Origin of the sequence: Winogradskyella ursingii, assembly GCF_013403975.1 — a bacterium.
Taxonomy (GTDB): Bacteria; Bacteroidota; Bacteroidia; order Flavobacteriales; family Flavobacteriaceae; genus Winogradskyella; species Winogradskyella ursingii.
Map to the genome: position 1 here is coordinate 154871 of NZ_JABFDH010000001.1, position 17557 is coordinate 172427.

The 17557-nt window shown below is 34.4% G+C and carries 19 protein-coding genes; 11 read left to right on the plus strand and 8 right to left on the minus strand.

The genetic code is table 11. From position 1 onward, the window contains the following. Positions 1–75: 75 nt before the first annotated feature. Entirely contained in the window at positions 76–1440 is a 1365-nt protein-coding gene (locus HM983_RS00705) for a saccharopine dehydrogenase family protein (protein ID WP_179343318.1), read from the minus strand. A gap of 69 nt (positions 1441–1509) precedes the next feature. Between HM983_RS00705 and HM983_RS00710 the strand changes: the two genes are divergently transcribed. Both HM983_RS00710 and pckA read left to right on the plus strand, forming a co-directional pair. Then, positions 1510–1899, plus strand: a complete 390-nt coding sequence (locus tag HM983_RS00710; RefSeq protein ID WP_179343319.1) for a DUF423 domain-containing protein — start codon at positions 1510–1512, stop codon at positions 1897–1899. A 67-nt stretch (positions 1900–1966) separates the two neighbouring features. After that, complete coding sequence (pckA, locus tag HM983_RS00715; RefSeq protein ID WP_179343320.1) at positions 1967–3583, plus strand: phosphoenolpyruvate carboxykinase (ATP); 1617 nt, start codon at positions 1967–1969, stop codon at positions 3581–3583. A 69-nt stretch (positions 3584–3652) separates the two neighbouring features. Here the strand turns inward: pckA and HM983_RS00720 are convergent, their stop codons facing one another. Beyond that, positions 3653–4402 (minus strand): uroporphyrinogen-III synthase, encoded by a 750-nt coding sequence (locus tag HM983_RS00720; RefSeq protein WP_179343321.1) that lies wholly within the window; start codon positions 4400–4402, stop codon positions 3653–3655. Between the two features lie 15 nt (positions 4403–4417). Next, the gene (locus HM983_RS00725; RefSeq protein WP_179343322.1) at positions 4418–5068 is read right to left on the minus strand and encodes a DUF4271 domain-containing protein; all 651 of its coding nucleotides are present in this window, start codon (positions 5066–5068) and stop codon (positions 4418–4420) included. 143 nt (positions 5069–5211) lie between these two features. Between HM983_RS00725 and HM983_RS00730 the strand changes: the two genes are divergently transcribed. From HM983_RS00730 to HM983_RS00740, 3 genes are read left to right on the plus strand one after another with little or no spacing between them, the layout of a single operon-like run. After that, positions 5212–5934: a polyprenol monophosphomannose synthase gene (locus HM983_RS00730; protein WP_179343323.1), complete on the plus strand. Its 723-nt coding sequence runs from the start codon at positions 5212–5214 to the stop codon at positions 5932–5934. Between the two features lie 7 nt (positions 5935–5941). After that, the gene (locus HM983_RS00735) at positions 5942–7285 is read left to right on the plus strand and encodes a dihydroorotase (RefSeq protein WP_179343324.1); all 1344 of its coding nucleotides are present in this window, start codon (positions 5942–5944) and stop codon (positions 7283–7285) included. A gap of 1 nt (position 7286) precedes the next feature. Beyond that, positions 7287–7757 (plus strand): DUF4296 domain-containing protein, encoded by a 471-nt coding sequence (locus HM983_RS00740; protein ID WP_179343325.1) that lies wholly within the window; start codon positions 7287–7289, stop codon positions 7755–7757. Between the two features lie 32 nt (positions 7758–7789). Here the strand turns inward: HM983_RS00740 and HM983_RS00745 are convergent, their stop codons facing one another. After that, entirely contained in the window at positions 7790–8815 is a 1026-nt protein-coding gene (locus tag HM983_RS00745; protein ID WP_179343326.1) for an NAD-dependent epimerase/dehydratase family protein, read from the minus strand. 126 nt (positions 8816–8941) lie between these two features. Here HM983_RS00745 and tyrS point away from each other — a divergent pair, with 126 nt between their 5' ends. Then, positions 8942–10240: a tyrosine--tRNA ligase gene (gene tyrS / locus HM983_RS00750; RefSeq protein WP_179343327.1), complete on the plus strand. Its 1299-nt coding sequence runs from the start codon at positions 8942–8944 to the stop codon at positions 10238–10240. A gap of 94 nt (positions 10241–10334) precedes the next feature. On the opposite strand, the gene HM983_RS00755 is transcribed toward tyrS, so the two are convergent. The 3 genes from HM983_RS00755 to HM983_RS00765 form a co-directional block, all read right to left on the minus strand. Further along, positions 10335–10778, minus strand: a complete 444-nt coding sequence (locus HM983_RS00755) for a YHS domain-containing (seleno)protein (RefSeq protein WP_179343328.1) — start codon at positions 10776–10778, stop codon at positions 10335–10337. Positions 10779–10807: 29 nt separating this feature from the next. Then, positions 10808–11788, minus strand: coding sequence for a LuxE/PaaK family acyltransferase (locus tag HM983_RS00760; protein WP_179343329.1), 981 nt, complete (start codon positions 11786–11788; stop codon positions 10808–10810). Positions 11789–11862: 74 nt separating this feature from the next. After that, on the minus strand, positions 11863–12771 hold the full coding sequence (locus HM983_RS00765; protein ID WP_179343330.1) for a T9SS type A sorting domain-containing protein: 909 nt from the start codon (positions 12769–12771) through the stop codon (positions 11863–11865). Between the two features lie 233 nt (positions 12772–13004). Here HM983_RS00765 and HM983_RS00770 point away from each other — a divergent pair, with 233 nt between their 5' ends. Both HM983_RS00770 and HM983_RS00775 read left to right on the plus strand, forming a co-directional pair. Next, on the plus strand, positions 13005–13688 hold the full coding sequence (locus HM983_RS00770; protein ID WP_179343331.1) for a response regulator transcription factor: 684 nt from the start codon (positions 13005–13007) through the stop codon (positions 13686–13688). Continuing rightward, positions 13688–14731 carry a sensor histidine kinase gene (locus tag HM983_RS00775; RefSeq protein WP_179343332.1) on the plus strand — a complete coding sequence of 348 codons (1044 nt, stop codon included), beginning with the start codon at positions 13688–13690 and terminating at the stop codon, positions 14729–14731. The genes HM983_RS00770 and HM983_RS00775 overlap by 1 nt, the downstream gene beginning before the upstream one ends. Here the strand turns inward: HM983_RS00775 and HM983_RS00780 are convergent. Then, a complete protein-coding gene (locus tag HM983_RS00780; protein ID WP_179343333.1) occupies positions 14714–15775 on the minus strand; it encodes a glycosyltransferase in 1062 nt (353 codons plus the stop codon). The two genes, HM983_RS00775 and HM983_RS00780, sit on opposite strands and share 18 nt — an antisense overlap. A gap of 103 nt (positions 15776–15878) precedes the next feature. Here HM983_RS00780 and trmB point away from each other — a divergent pair, with 103 nt between their 5' ends. Genes trmB through HM983_RS00795 form a run of 3 tightly spaced genes read left to right on the plus strand, consistent with a single transcriptional unit; the run spans position 15879 to position 17515 of the window. Then, positions 15879–16553, plus strand: coding sequence for a tRNA (guanosine(46)-N7)-methyltransferase TrmB (gene trmB / locus HM983_RS00785; RefSeq protein ID WP_179343334.1), 675 nt, complete (start codon positions 15879–15881; stop codon positions 16551–16553). 3 nt (positions 16554–16556) lie between these two features. Further along, positions 16557–17186 carry a lysine transporter LysE gene (locus HM983_RS00790; RefSeq protein ID WP_179343335.1) on the plus strand — a complete coding sequence of 210 codons (630 nt, stop codon included), beginning with the start codon at positions 16557–16559 and terminating at the stop codon, positions 17184–17186. Continuing rightward, the gene (locus HM983_RS00795) at positions 17186–17515 is read left to right on the plus strand and encodes an MGMT family protein (protein ID WP_179343336.1); all 330 of its coding nucleotides are present in this window, start codon (positions 17186–17188) and stop codon (positions 17513–17515) included. The genes HM983_RS00790 and HM983_RS00795 overlap by 1 nt, the downstream gene beginning before the upstream one ends. Positions 17516–17557 lie beyond the last annotated feature (42 nt).

A 17557-nucleotide genomic window follows, 5' to 3' on the forward strand; every position in this document is an offset into this window, starting at 1 on the left:
CCATAAATATGGAAATTTTAATTATTACAATTTAAAGTATAAAAATAGCAAAACCATTCCAGAGTATAAGTCAGACTATCGGTTAAGCGGATTATAGCCATAATAGGTCACCTCTTTCTCAATAAATTGAATACCGTAAGATTTCAATTCTTCCAAAATAGGTTCATAAACTTCTGCCGTAACTGGAATTTGAACACCAGGTGTTTTAATTTTTCCATTTAAAATAGCTAAAGTGGCAATAGCAACTGGCAAACCAACAGTTTTTGCCATTGCGGTGTAAGTTTGATCCTCACCAATAGTAACCATAGTAGAATCTATTTGGTGTTTTTCTCCGTTAAGCTCATAACCAAACTTATGGTACATCACAATCATATCTTTATCGTCATCACTGAGGGCCCAACTGTCCATTAATATTTTTTGAAGAATCTCCGCAGGAGTCGCTTTTTCCAATTCCACTTTTTTGTCAGGATTAAAAATGTCCAGTTCTAAAAATTTGTCCCAAACAATGTCGTCCTGATCAATTTTTAGCGCATGTCTAAATTTAAGTTCTACAGAATCAGTAGGGCTATAAGCTAAAAAAGCATTTACAAAATCCCTATAGCTCATATTTTTGCTGTCTTCAATTGTATAGCTATCGTCTGTCATGCCTAATTGAGCAAACACATTCCATGCTCTACTGAAACCAACCCGTCTCATGGTGCCACGATATAGCGTTCTAACATTCTCCAAACCATAAACGCTCTGGTATTTAAGAGAATCCCTATTGGCATATGCTTCAAAGCGTCCATAGTTTGGAACGTCCAAAAATTCTGTGCGTCTAAATAATCGATTGTATGGTATGTATTTGAATTGATTTTCTTGTAAAAACTTTGCCGCTCCACCTTGTCCGGCCACCACCACATTTCTAGGATTCCAGGTAAATTTATAATTCCAAAGATTATTATCACTTTCAGGTGCGACTAAACCACCAGTAAAGGATTCAAACAAAATCATCTGTCCTCCTTTGTTCCGTATTTCATTTATTACCTTCATGGCACTCATATGGTCAATGCCTGGGTCCACACCAATTTCATTCATAAAAACAAGGTTGTTGGCTTTGGCATCTTCATTTAATGCTTGCATTTCATCACTTACATATGATGCTGTAACCATATGCTTTTTGTAGGTAATGCAGTCTTTTGCTACTTCTACATGAAAACGAGCAGGTAACATGGAAATAATGATATCAGCGTCTGATACTGCGCTTGTTCTTGATTTGGCATCAAAAACATCAAGATGAATAATACTGGTGTTTTTACGATTCCCAACCAGTTTTTTGGCGTTATCAACATTTAGATCGCCAATGGTGATATAAAGATTTTCAGATTCAGATTTATCCAATAAATATTTAATAAGGTAGGATGATGATTTCCCGGCTCCAACAATTAGAATCTTTCGCATTATGTTTAATTTTGTAAAGCACGAATGTAAGAAATACAAATGCCATTAAAAACCGAAAACTGACGTAATATGAACAAAAAACTTTTGATTTCTGGAGCTATTTTAGGTATAATAGCCATTGTGTTGGGTGCTTTCGCGGCCCATGGTTTAGAAAAATTAGTTGATGAAGATGCAATTAAATCTTTTGAAACAGGTGTGCGTTATCAAATGTATCATTCCTTTTTGCTTCTTGTTTTAGGCAGTTCTACCTTTGTTTCAAACAAAACAAAAAAAGCTATTTTTTATTTTGTCATTTTCGGCTTGACTTTATTCTCAGGTTCTATTTATGGTTTGGCTACAAATGAGCTTTCGAGTTTTAATTTTAGGACCATAGCACTCGTTACGCCTATAGGTGGCTTATCGCTGATTATTGCATGGTTAGTCATGTTAATCGGTATATTAAAGACAAAGGTCGATTAATGTTAATCCACAAGGCTATTCTAAAATAAAGTTTTAATTTTGCTAACCTAAAACAACACAGAAAATTATGGTAAACCATACACCATCAGCGAAATCGATTTCGTTAGATAATTACGGCATTAAAAATGCTAAAATCAAATATCAACTTTCCTCTGACCAACTTCATGAAGAAACCATCTCTAAAGGTCAAGGTGTCGAGGCCTCTTCTGGAGCTTTAGCTGTTAATACTGGCGAGTTTACAGGACGATCCCCATTGGACAGATTTATCGTAAAAGATGATATCACAAAAGATAAAGTGTGGTGGGGAAATATAAATATTGCTTTTGACAGCGATAAATTTCAAAAATTATATGATAAAGTAACAAACTACTTATCTGGTAAAGAAGTTTACGTAAGAGATAGTTATGCTTGTGCAGATGACAAGTACAAATTAAATATTAGGGTCATAAACGAATATCCTTGGAGCAACATGTTTGCTTATAATATGTTTTTACGTCCCACTGAAGAGGAGTTAAAAGATTTTACTCCAGAGTGGACAGTTGTAAATGCGCCTGGATTTATGGCAGACCCAGAAGTAGATGGAACTCGTCAACATAATTTCGCCATTTTAGATTTTACCAGAAAAATTGCATTAATTGGTGGAACAGGTTACACTGGAGAAATCAAAAAAGGGATTTTTTCAGCTTTAAATTTTATTCTTCCCGTATATAAAAATACTTTACCAATGCACTGTAGCGCTAATGTTGGTAAAGATGGTGATACAGCTATTTTCTTTGGATTGTCTGGTACAGGAAAAACCACATTATCTACAGACGCAGATCGCAGTTTAATTGGAGATGATGAGCATGGTTGGACAAAAGAAAATACGGTTTTTAATTTTGAAGGAGGTTGCTATGCTAAGGTCATTAATCTGTCCGAAGAACAAGAACCAGAGATCTATGGAGCTATTAAAAAAGGTGCAATTCTAGAAAATGTGGTTATGGACAAGGATGGCAACGTAGATTTTGCAGATACATCCATTACTCAAAATACAAGAGTAAGTTATCCAATATACCACATTGACAATATTAAGGAGCCATCGATTGGTGAAAATCCAAAAAACATTTTCTTTTTAACGGCCGATGCCTTTGGGGTTTTACCTCCAATATCAAAGTTAACACCGAGTCAGGCTGCATATCACTTTATTTCTGGTTATACAGCTAAAGTAGCAGGTACTGAAGCAGGTGTGGTAGAGCCAACACCCAATTTTTCCGCATGTTTTGGCGCACCATTTATGCCGTTGCACCCAACAGAATATGCGACGATGCTAAGTAAGAAAATGAAGGATTCTGGCGCCAATGTTTGGTTGATTAACACAGGTTGGACAGGTGGTCCTTACGGAGTTGGGACACGTATGAAATTAAAATATACGCGTGCTATGATCAATGCAGCATTAAATGGTGATTTAGGTAAATACACTTATGAAGATTACCATATTCATTCAGTATTTGGTGTGGCGCAACCTAGAAGTTGTCCAGGTGTTCCGACAGAAGTCTTAAGTCCAAGAACAACTTGGAATAATGATGAAGCTTACTATAAATTAGCCTTTAAATTATCTAATGCATTTAGAGAGAATTTCAAAAAATTTGAATCTTATGCGTCAGAGGAAATAAGACGAGGAGGTCCACAACGATATGCGTTTTAAATGAAAAATTTATAGAACAAAAAAAGCGATTCTGAAACCAGAATCGCTTTTTTTTTGCTTTTATATTTTTTACTTTCCTTTGTTAACAGCGTCAATATATTTCTGCAATGCCATTGTCATAGAAGGAGTTTCTGGCGTTGGTGCAGAAATGTCAACACGAAGCCCTTTATCCTTAACAGCCTTTACCGTAGTGTTGCCAAATACCGCAATACGGGTTTCATTCTGTTTAAAATCTGGGAAATTATGAAACAACGATTCAATTCCAGATGGACTAAAGAACACTAAAATATCGTAATAAACATTTGCCAAATCTGAAAGGTCGCTAATAACTGTTTTATAGAATGTTGCTTGTTTCCAATTAACACCTAAGGCATCCAATGTTTCAGGAATAATTGGCTTTACTTTATCTGTGGTCGGGAGTAGAAATGTTTCGTCTTTATATTTTTTAATTAGAGGTGAAAGGTCTTCAAAATTGCGTTTGCCAACATAAATCTTACGTTTTCTATAGACTACATATTTTTGAAGATAGTAGGCAACAGCTTCAGATTGGCAAAAGTACTTCATTGTATCTGGTACTTTAAATCGCATCTCGTCTGCAACCCTGAAAAAATGATCAACGGAATTCCTGCTGGTTAAAATAATCGCAGTATACTTGGATAAATCCACTTTCTGCTGTCTAACATCTTTTGACGACACGCCTTCTACATGAATGAAGGGTCTAAAGTCCACTTTTACTTTTTGCTTCTCCTGCAAATCAAAGTATGGTGAGTTCTCTATTTTAGGCTCTGGTTGGGATACTAAAATTGTTTTCACTTTCATACGGTAAACTCTGTTTTAAGTGTTATACTCGCTAAAAACCTTATATAAAAGAACATAAGGTCCAATTTCGAGAGCGCAAAGATACAATAAAAAATAGAAATAGTTGATACTTATTATATTTTGATGGTTTTTAAAGGAGGTTGCAAATCCAATAAGATGTACGATGCAAACAATAACAAACGTTGTAACTATAATTACATTCGTATTGATTTCTGTATATAACAAAAATAGGTTGGAGCATAGAAAAATAATACCAGAATAATTCTTGAAAGTTGTTTTTTGAAACAAGTAAGCATCCATTACGGCGTCAATTTCAAAAAGGCTGCCTAAAAGTCGTTCAAGCAATGTTTTTATCAATAATACCGTAGCAATAGTAAAAATTATTTTTAAAAATAAGGAAAGCTCAAAAGTTAGAGGTGTATTGTAAGCAGAATACGCAAAGAAGCTAAATATACTAAGTGAAATAACGAGATTTGCAAATAGAAAACTATCAAAAATATCGATAAATTTTTGCCCTTTGGAGTAAATTTTTAAATATTTAGAATTACCAATTACAGCAATAAAATCATTGAACCTCATAGTGTTTACAAATTTTGCAACAGCTATAACGGTCAATCCTAAAATGGTAAAAATCGTAAACCATTCATATGTAATAAAATTACGCATGGTGCTAATTTAGCAAGAAAATTAACCTTTGCACAATTTGATGATGAGTTGTATATCAAAAATGTAAAATGTCATATAAAATCCATTAAAAACTTTACTTTTGTTGGAAATATAGATAAGGCCATTAGTTTTAAAACTGAAACATGTCGGACGCACTCGTCATCATCCCAACATATAATGAAATTGAGAATATTGAGCTCATAATTAAAGCGGTATTTACACAAGAAAAAGAGTTTCATGTGTTGGTCGTAGATGATAATTCGCCAGATAAAACAGCTGAAAAGGTTAAACAGTTGCAAAAGGAATTTCCCGCACAATTACACTTATTGCAACGAAAGGGCAAAAGTGGATTAGGGTCTGCCTATATAGCGGGTTTTGAATGGAGTTTAGAGCAAGACTACCAATTCATTTTTGAAATGGATGCCGATTTTTCTCATAATCCAAACGATTTAATTAAACTCTATAAGGCTTGTGCAGAAGGAGGAGCGGATATGGCAGTAGGCTCGAGATATGTTAGAGGAATAACAGTGGTCAATTGGCCCATGACCCGGATTTTGCTATCTTATGGAGCATCACGGTATGTACGTTTCATTACGCGTATGAAAGTGAAGGATTCCACAGCAGGGTTTGTTTGCTATCGTAGAGAAGTGTTGGAGGCTTTGAATTTGAAGAAAATCAAGTTTGTGGGCTATGCATTTCAGATTGAAATGAAATTTAAGGCATATAAAAAAGGGTTTACAATTGTGGAAATACCCGTAATATTTAAAGATAGAATAAGAGGAAAATCAAAAATGAGCGGGAGCATAATTTCCGAAGCCATTTTTGGAGTGATTAATTTAAAATTAAAGAGCTTATTTGATAAGTAAAAGGCATATGAACAGACAGACTTTAATTAAAAATGCAAAAATCGTCAACGAGGGAAAAATTGTTGAAGGAGATATTCTTATTGAAGACCAATTAATAAAATCTATAGATTCATCAATTAGCGTCAAATCTTCGGACATTAACGTGATAGATGTAGAAGGGAACTATGTTTTACCTGGAATGATAGATGATCAAGTACATTTTAGGGAGCCAGGTCTCACCCATAAAGCAAATATAGAAACCGAATCTAAAGCTGCGTTGGCAGGTGGTATTACGTCTTTTATAGAAATGCCAAATACCAGTCCGCAGACCACGACGGTTGAGAAGTTAGAAGAAAAATTTGCAATAGCTGCTAACTCTTCATATGCTAACTACTCATTTATGTTTGGCGGTACAAATGATAATTTAGACGAAATTTTAAAAGTCGATACAAAAACCGTAGCTGGATTAAAATTGTTTTTAGGTTCTTCTACAGGGAACATGTTGGTAGATAATCCAGAAACTATTGAGAAAATATTTTCTAGTACCGATATGGTTATCTCTGTACATTGTGAAGATGAGGCAACGATAAGAAAAAACCTTGCGAAACACATAGCAGAATTTGGAGATGATATCCCTATGGAAAAACATCCTGTAATCCGTAGTGAGGAAGCTTGTTACATTTCTTCTTCTAAAGCTATTGAATTGGCTAAGAAAACTGGTGCGCGATTGCATGTGTTTCATTTGTCAACAGGAAAGGAAACACAATTGTTTTCAAACAAAATACCACTAAAGGATAAAAAAATTACTGCTGAGGTTTGTATTCATCACTTATGGTTTTCAGACGAAGACTATAAGAAAAAAGGTAGTCTAATCAAGTGGAATCCTGCTGTAAAAAAAGTAAGTGACAGAGATCAATTATTAAAAGCACTTTTGGACGACAGAATTGATGTTATTGCTACAGACCATGCGCCACACACCATGGAAGAAAAAAACAATCCCTACACAAAAGCACCCTCAGGTGGTCCATTAGTGCAACATGCTTTGGTTGCTTTATTAGAAATGCACCATCAAGGAAAAATATCCATTGAAAAAATAGTAGAAAAAACAGCCCACAATCCTGCCATTTTATTTGATGTTGAAAAACGCGGTTACATCAAAGAAGGTTATTTTGCAGATTTGGTCATTGCCAATTTACAAAGCCCATGGACGGTAAATAAAAGCAATATTCTATATAAATGTGGCTGGTCGCCGTTTGAGGGAAACACTTTTAAAAGTAGAATTACACATACATTTGTTAATGGTCAACTGGCATATAACAATTTTAAGGTTTTAGACGTTAAAGCAGGACAGCGATTAACTTTTAATAGATAGGATGCATTTAACTCGACTTAGTATCATAATTTTAATGCTTTTGGCCGTATGGTCTTGTGGTAAAATAGAAAAACCACAAAAACCTAATGATCTGATTCCGAAGGATAAAATGACGGATATTTTGTATGAGCTTTACATCATAAATGCAGCCAAAGGTGTCAATAAGAAATTGTTGGAAGATAACGGTGTAAATCCAGAGAACTATGTTCTCAAAAAATTTGATATAGATAGTCTTCAGTTTGCAAACAGCAATAATTATTATGCTTTTGACACAAAAACCTATAAGTCTATAGTTGATGATGTAAAGGCAAAACTGGAATTAGACAAAACTACTTTTGAAGATATTCAAAAAACTGAAGGATTGGCAGCAAAACGTAGGCGGGACTCAATAAAAAATGCAAAAATATTAAGAATTAAGGAGAAGACCAATGACTCTATGACCTTAAAGAAATCACCAAAACCTAATATTTAAAAGTAAACAAAAAGTGTTAACACCACTAACAATTAAGACGATTTATTTAAATCTTCTAGGAATAATTTACCGACCTCTTTCACAGATATTTTAATTGGTTTAAATTGAAAATTAAGAGTTTCTTTAATTTTAGAATTATTATATTTAGTAATAGATACAGCAGATTTTGCCATTTGTTTAGATAGACTTCTTCGTTTACCAAAAAGTTTAAAACTCAACCAATCCAATCGCCAGGCAATGGCCAAAAGCCATGGTTTTGCTTCTTTTTTTGGAGGCTGAACCTCTAAAATTTCAGCAACCATAAATTGAAAGTCCTTAAAACTAAGATTATCTGAAACTAAAATAAAACCTTCATTTTTAATGGTGCTATTCATTAAATTGTACATACAGTTGATCACATCCCAAACATCAACATAGCCAGTAATGCCAGTTGTATAATAAGGCATGCCGTTTTTAATTTGTTTAAACAAACTACCGCTACCACCTGTATGCCAATAGCCACCTCCCAAAATCACGCCTGGATTCACAATTACAGCATTTAAACCTTCTTGGGTACCGCGCCAAATTTCAAGTTCAGCTCCGTATTTTGTAATGGCATAGACACTATTGTCGTCTTCGGGATTCCAAACGGTTTGCTCGTCAATTAGTTTTTTGGGATTAGCATGGTGGCCAATGGCAGCGATAGAACTAACATAGCAGAGTTTTTTAACATCGTGACTGATGCAAAGATTCACAATATTAGCAGTTCCTTCTATGTTAATTTTTCTGAGTGTTTTGTATTTATCAGGCTCAAAGGAAACAAAAGCAGCACAGTGATAGACTTTAGTAATACTATCAAAAGCTTTTTGCAATTGTGGTATGTTAGTAACATTGGCTTCCACCCAATCAATTGCATTAAATAGATCGTCCACATTGTCAGAAAAATAGGAGAATACCTGTTTTACGCGTTCTAAGGTTTTTTCCCTTCTGTAAATGGCACGTACGTTCTCTCCATTTTCCAATAGTTTAAACAGCAGATGGGAACCAACTAATCCTGTTCCGCCAGTTACTAAAATCATATACTTATTAATTTATTGATTGCCCTTATACTGAGGTCGAAGTAAAGTTACGCTTTTTCAGAATTGTCTTTTGTCTTTTAGTGCGGAAACATATCTTTGTTCAAATTAAAATACAATCATTTCATTATGGGAAAACATTTTGTTGAAGAATTAAAATGGCGAGGCATGTTGCATGATACTATGCCTGGCGTTGAGGAGCACCTTGAAGAAGCTACGAGAAGTGCTTATGTTGGTTTTGACCCAACTGCAGATTCTTTGCATATTGGTAACCTTGTCCCTATAATGCTTTTGGCACATTACCAACGTTGTGGGCACAGGCCAGTGGCATTGGTAGGTGGCGCGACAGGCATGATTGGCGATCCCTCCGGAAAATCGAGTGAACGAAATTTATTGGATGAAAAAACATTACGACACAACCAAGAAGCGATTAAACAGCAATTATCGCATTTCTTGGATTTTGACAGCAATGCTAAAAATGCAGCTGTTTTAGTGAATAATTACGACTGGATGAAAGAATTTTCATTCTTAGAATTTATTCGTGATGTCGGTAAGCACATAACCGTGAATTACATGATGGCAAAAGATTCGGTAAAGAATAGAATATCTTCAGAATCTTCTAGCGATGGTATGAGTTTTACGGAGTTTACCTATCAATTGGTACAGGGCTATGATTTTTTGCATTTGTATAATAATAAGGATTGCACCATTCAAATGGGAGGTAGTGATCAATGGGGAAATATTACCACAGGCACAGAACTCATTAGAAGAATAGGAAACGGTAAAGGGTTTGCGATAACATGTCCTTTAATAACTAAGAGCGACGGTTCAAAATTCGGTAAATCCGAAGGTGGCAATGTGTGGTTAGATGCAAATAGAACCTCACCGTATAAGTTTTATCAATATTGGCTGAATTCCAGCGACGATGATGCTGAGAAATACATTAAAATATTTACATTTTTAGATAAAGATGAAATTGAAGCTATCGTTAAAGTACACAATGAATCTCCACATTTAAGATTATTGCAAAAGAGATTGGCCAAAGAAATAACTACGATGGTACATTCGGAATCTGATTTTGAAAATGCCGAAAAGGCATCTGGAATTTTATTCAGCAAAACTTTTAAGACCGACATTAAGACTTTGAATGAAGCCTTGTTTTTAGATGTTTTTGAAGGTGTGCCACAAGCAGAAATATCAAAATCCGATTTTGACGAAGGTATTGACATGATTGCTGCATTGGCTGCTAAAACTAATTTCTTGAATTCTAATGGTGAAGCACGACGTGCTTTAAAAGAAAATTCCGTTTCTGTAAATAAAGAAAAGGTGAAAGAAGATTATGTATTGTCTTCAGAAGATTTAATTAAAGAGCGCTATATTATTTTAAATAAAGGTAAGAAGAACACCTATATTATTAAAGTAGTATAAATTTAAACCTATAAAAAATGCCCGAAATATCACTTTCGGGCACTAACCAACCAATCAATCTAAGGCTAACAATAATTCTTCTCTTTCATAGAATTTATTGAAACTTAATAGCCTCCCAATTTTGGTCGGCTTTTTGTTGTAAACCTTTCACGTTATTTTTTCTCCATTTCTTTAAAGTATTATTAAACCAAGCATCATAAAAGAGATAGAGTTTCCCATCCCGTATTTCAAAAGTTTCTGGATTAATATCCACTTTATTAGAATCTTTAGCAACTGCATATGCACAGTAACCGCCGTATTGGGGAATATAGGCTTTAGGATTTGTTGAAAAGGTATTTAAATTCTTTTTTGAGCTGAATCTAAATTGAGCGCCATCGTATGTTGTAGTGAAATTTTCAGAGCCTTCAAGGGCTTTATTATCAAAATAGGCCACCACATCATAGCCTTTGGCTATAAATCCATCTTTTGTATTATAATCTATGTTTTGCGCATAAATCTGTGTCCAGGCTGCAAACAAAAAAACGATAAGATATTTCATCTTATTTAGGTCGTAAACTTGTTGAAAACTTACAGAGACATGAGGTTGCACCCTCTTATATCCGAATTGTCAAAACGACCAATAACCTCAAATGAGCCATCGTCAGAAATCTTTCCCAAATCCTGAGTAGCAATAAATGAACAAGAATTAAGATTGGCCAAATCTATGATGTTTATACCACCTGTTTTATTGGGTTGTTGAATGGTCAACGCATCTTCGGTATCTCTAGTAAACACTTTCATCCAGGGAGGACATTCAAATTTACCATTATCTTTTGAGTATGCCTGACTCAAAAGTTCAGTCATGCCATATTCACTATGGATTTTCTTAACTCCTAAACCGGATTTTAAAATAGAGTGTAATTCTTGCCTTATAATTTCTTTCCGTCTACCCTTCATGCCACCAGTCTCCATTACGATGGTATTGGTTAAATTCAATTGATATTTCTCAGCTAAATCCATCAAAGCAAAGGATACACCAATCAGCAAGATTTTTTGGTTTTTTTTCTCCAAATTCTCAATCGTGACCTTTAGTTCTTCAAGATTGTTAAGATAAAATCCGCTTTCGTTATTATTAGATTTATGGATTAGATCATTTACCATGTATATCAATGATGAGCCATCACGTTCTAAATAAGAGGGTAATAAACCGAGAACCACATAATCTTTAATATTACCATAAAAATTGTTGAATGCCTTGGTATAGCTTTTTTCATAAAGTTTTAAATTTGTAACTAAATGTTTGCTAGTGGCGCTTCCGGTTGTGCCAGAGCTTGTAAACGTTTTTTCGATGTCTTTTGATGAACTCAAAACGTTATGACTTTTGAAAAATTGAATCGGCAAAAAAGGAATATCTTCAATTGATTTTACATCAGAAGGGTGCTTATATAACAAATCGCAAAAAGACCTATAGACTTTGTTGTTTTCAAACTGAAATCTAAAGATTTCAATAGCCAAAGCTTCAAAATCCGCGCTAGTTTTTATTTTAAAGATATCTTCTATAGAAATCATTGGGCAAAAGTATATAAAATAAAAAACGTCGTTCAAATAAGAACGACGCTTTGTTTAAAAAATTGAAACTTTGCTTATTCAATCACTAATTTCTTAGTTATTGAAGCATTGTTTTGAGTAATTTTTACAATATAGACACCAGTGTTTAAATCTGAAATATTTAACGTATTCCCATTAAGTTTTTCATTTTTAACTAGTTTACCTAAAACGTCATAAACAATCACAGCAACTGGTCCTTCGTTTAATGATGTAATAGTAACGTCCGTATTTCTTTGTACTGGATTCGGGAATAGCTTTACGGAACTTTTATCAAGATCGTTTAGGCTTAGTGTACCACTATAAGTTACAACCAAGTTATCAACGGCAATAGTTTCATCTGATGAAGAACTGGATTGGCGCAAATTGAAAGTGTCTAAAATTTCACCCATACTTCCAGCTGAAGTTACAGTTTGTCCACCAGCTGTTAAACTACTTATGCCGCTATCTAAATCGAAGCTAAGTTCTACAGATACAACTGCGCCAAAGCTAAAATCAACAGGAATAAATACTTCATTAGTACTTGAGGACGCACTTAAACCCAAAGTGTAATCTCCAGCTAGCGTTGGTGCTATAACGTCAACACGTGATCTAAAGTTTGTATTTGTATCGTTCGAAAAATGAGCAAAATACTCAAAATCTGTTCCAGTTATAGCGCCCGGAGCGGTTACAACGATATCAAAAGTTGCTGTAACAACGTCCGTAGCTAAATCATCAGCAAATTTCAGTTCGGCATCCTCAGATCCGTTATCTTGTGAAACTAAGGCTTGTCCACCGGACACTAATAAAGTTCCAGCTGTACCACTTTCATTCGCCCAAGATCCGTTACCTACAAGAGCGCCATCAGGATAAGAAAAATCGTCTGAAGCTACAGTCGTTTGAGCTAAAGCTAGATTAAATGTTAAAAAAGTTAGCATCGCTGCTAAAATAAAGTAATGTTTTTTCATAATAATTAGGATTAAAAATTAGAGTCTAAATATAAGAAAAATAAGAAGAAAATTTGATCACATTTATAACAAATATTAACACTTTACAATATCTTAATATGTTAAAAATGAGATCATTTTCATTTTCAATACTTTAAATATTTAATGTTAGAGAATTGTTATCAATTTAAATTTTGTCTCATGTTAATTGATATAACTTTATATTTACACAACTGTAATTAAAATTTAAAGTCGTGAAAAAAAAGGACATCAAAATATTATTGGTTGATGATGAACCGGATATTTTAGAAATCGTCGGTTACAATCTAACTGCAGAAGGTTACAATGTCATTACTGGCGAAAATGGACTTGAGGCTATACAGAAGGCCAAAAAACATAAACCACACTTAATTATTTTAGATGTTATGATGCCAGAAATGGATGGAATTGAAGCATGTGAAAGATTGAGAGAGCAACCAGAAATGGCAAATACCATAATTACATTTTTAACCGCTAGAGGCGAAGATTATTCCCAAGTTGCAGGTTTTGATGCTGGGGCGGATGACTATATTACCAAACCCATTAAACCAAAAGTTTTGGTGAGCAAGGTAAAAGCACTATTAAGGCGACTTAAGGATAGTGAAAGCTCAACCGATAACATTAAAGTTGGTGATTTAATTATTAATAGAGAAGAGTACAAAATTACCAATAAAGGCAAGGAAATTATCTTGCCAAGAAAAGAGTTTGAATTATTATCTTTGTTAGCGACCAAGCCTGGTAAAGTGTTTAAGAGGGAGGAGATCCTAGATAAAGTCTGGGGAAATGAAGTAGTAGTCGGTGGCAGAACCATTGATGTGCATATTAGGAAACTTCGTGAAAAAATAGGTGATAAATCATTTAAAACTGTCAAAGGCGTAGGTTACAAGTTTGTAGACTAATGCGAAAAAAAAATTTAAAAAAGACTTATAAATTTGCTATAAGAACATCGCTCTATGTCACGATGTTTACCACACTCCTTGTGAGTGTTTTTTTATACTATTATCATTCGTTTAATTGGCAGGTAATATTCTTTCCACTTATTTGTTATCCATTATGTTTTCTTATTATTCAATTTAGAGTAGAACGTTTTATCTACAGGCGTGTAAAAAAAATATACGATGATCTAACGCTTTTAGAATCTACGAACCTACGTCAACAGCCCATAACAACTGACATGGGAACATTAACGAGGGAAATTGATAAATACGCCAAAAACAAAAAAATAGAAATTGAAACTCTAAAAATCAGAGAAGAATATAGAAAGGAATTTTTAGGAAATGTTTCACATGAGCTAAAAACACCTTTATTTACTGTACAAGGTTACATAGATACACTTTTGGATGGTGCCATGGAAGATGAAAAAATCCGAAAAAAATATCTCAATAGAGCAAGTAAAGGTGTCGAACGACTCATTTATATCATCAAGGATTTGGATATGATTACCAAGCTAGAAGTTGGTGATTTAAGTTTAAAAAAAGAGGAATTTGATATTGTTGCTTTAGTAAAGAGCGTCTTCGAACTTTTTGAAATGAAGGCTGCCAAAAAAAAAATAACCTTAACTTTTGATATGGATTATAGTGGCCCAATATTGGTGTATGCAGATAAGGAGCGTATACAGCAAGTCTTGACCAATTTAATAGTTAACTCCATTAAATACGGAAGGGAAAAAGGCACTACCGAAGTGAGTATAGAAAACCTTATAAAAAACAAAGCAATAGTTAGGGTTACCGATAATGGAGAAGGAATTGCCAAAGAAAACATACCAAGGTTGTTCGAGCGATTTTACCGAGTCGATAAAAGTGGTTCGCGCAAAGAAGGTGGTTCTGGTTTGGGATTAGCTATCGTGAAGCACATTATAGAAGCACACGAAGAAAAAATATATATTGAAAGTGAATTGGGTGTAGGCAGTGAATTTTCGTTCACATTAGAAAAGACTGAATAGTGCCTCGTAATCTACATCATTTTCTATAGACTTAAATCCTGAATATTTTTCAAGTTCCTTTAGCATCGAAATTTTAAAATCGCTCTGCGAACAGCTTGGAGCTATACCGCTAGCCTTTAATTTTTTTGCTAAATATTCCTGCTCAAACTGTCCGGGTGTAGCAATAAAAAAAGCCTTCTTTTTCAAATGTGCCAAATCCATTATGGTAGAGTAGCCAGACCGGCTTAAAATCAATTCACTTTCGTTTATGGCTTTCTCCAAAGTTTTGCTGGTCATAAAGTTATAAATTGTTATGTTTCCAGACGTAAAAAGTTGTTGTTCGATTTCCACCTTCCCTTTTACAAATAGAACTTTTTTTTCATATGATTTTAATTCTTCAAGTAACTTTTCTTCGAGGTAAGTTCGCTGTGGTTCTGGGCCTGATAGAATAACCAAGAGCTGATATTTTTTAGGCAATAATTCTTTTTTAAATCTGCTTAAGGGCCCGATGTATTTTGTAGTAGTTTTAAAATCTTCAACATGTCCTAATTTGCCGCTTAGATTTGGAATTCCGGAATGATCGGGTACCCAACATTCATCAAATTTTGAAATAATATATTGATGAAGTCTGCTGCTCAGCCAAGTGGTAGACCCGCTCAAAACCCGCAATTGATGGGTTATGAAAACAGATGGAATATTTTTGTGCCGAACACCAAACCTATTGTCAGATATAATACCGTTGATTTTTTCATTTTCAATAAAATTCTGTATAAAATGTTTTTCTTTATAGATCGTTTTTAGAAAGTGAGGTACATCTAAAATCAGTTTTAACTTTAAACGTTTACCTTTTTTTGGATAAGTAATATTATAAGAAGGCAAATCAAAAGACTGAAGATTCGGAAATTCTTTCCTTAATAATTCCAAAGCCATGCCATCACTGGCAATAATCGGTTCAAAATTAAGATGAATTAATTGTGTTATTATAGGTATACACCTTGATGCATGGCCTAAGCCCCAATTAAGTGGTGCAACTAATATGCGTTTTTTATGCTGACTGTCTTGCAATGGATTTTAGTTGTGCATTAAAGCATTCAAACAAAGATAAACCTAAAATGTTTCCTTAATTTTACCGAATTATTAAAATTCTGCAGATTATAGAAGGATCAAAATGGGAAGTAAAAACAAACTTAAGAGATTCAAGGAAAATGAAACTTTTGAAAATGTGTTTCAGCCAACAAGAGAAGAATTGGTTACTAAAACATATCAGCTTAAAGGCAAATGGAGGTCAGAAGTTTTTAAAAATGAAAATCCATTGGTTTTAGAGTTGGGATGTGGTAAGGGTGAGTATACAGTAGGGTTGGCGCAGCGTTATCCAGAGAAAAATTTTATAGGTATAGACATTAAAGGAGCGAGATTCTGGAGAGGTGCAAAAACAGCTCTAGAAGACAATATACCCAACGCAGCATTTATAAGAACGCAAATTGAATTGATTGAATATGTTTTTGCTGAAAATGAAGTAGACGAAATCTGGATCACATTCCCAGACCCACAAATAAAGTATAAACGCACTAAGCACAGAATGACCAATTTGAAGTTTTTAGAACGCTACAGAAAGGTTCTTAAACCAAAAGGCTTGTTGCACCTTAAAACAGATAGCGAATTTATGCATGGCTATACGCTTGGTTTGTTGCATGGCGCTGGCCACGAAGTGCTTTATGCCAATCATAATGTGTATAAGCAAGAAGGGAGTCCTGCTGAGGTGACGGAAATCCAAACCTTTTACGAAAACCAATATTTAGAGAAAGACAAACCAATTACGTATATTAGATTCCAAATCAACTAAACTTTGAGCATAACGGTCATCTTCTTCCTAGGACTTTTTGTTGCGCTTATTGGTGTTATTCCGCCAGGATTGCTCAATATGACCGCTGCAAGAATAAGTCTTAAAGAGGGGCCCGGAAGTGGGATTTCATTCTCGTCTGGAGTGTGTATTATCGTTTTTGCTCAAACGTATATAGCAGCAATTTTCGCGAGATATTTGTCAAATAGACCTGATATCGTTGAAATTTTACAGCGTGTAGCATTCGTTATATTTGTTCTTATTACTATTTATTTTCTGATTTTAGCTTCAAAACAAAAAGAGCAAAAAGTTGAAGCTGATATTAGAAGCAAAAAAAGCCGCTTGTTCCACGGCATGATTTTGTCAGCCTTAAATGTATTTCCCATTCCATACCAAGCTTACATGACCATTACTTTAGCCTCTTTTGGTTGGATGGATTTTGAGCGCACTAGCATCATCACTTACGTCACTGGAGCAGCTATGGGAACTTTTGTGATGCTTTATTTTTATATTTTCTTTTTTGATAAGATAAAAGATAAAAAATTCACTTCCCAAAAAAGTATGAATTACTGCATAGGTTTCATTACTGGATTAGTTTCGCTTATTACGTTGATCAATATTTTGAGAGAACTGTGATGCAACAAGAAACGCTTGGTTTTTTTGAAAAAGTCTATGTAGTGGTTAGACAAATTCCTTTTGGTAAAGTAACCAGTTACGGAGCCATTGCAAAATATTTGGGAGCGGCCAAAAGTGCTAGAATTGTCGGCTATGCCATGAATGGTTCTCATGGTAAAGATGTCCCAGCACACAGAGTAGTCAATCGAAAAGGATTATTGACAGGTAAGCACCATTTTGACGGTACCAACATTATGCAACAATTATTGGAAAACGAAGGTATTGAGATTATCGATAATCAAATCCAAAATTTGGAAAGCGTGTTTTGGGATCCTGCCAAAGAATTATAACTTCCATATATTAATTTTGTCTATCCAACTATAAATATCTTC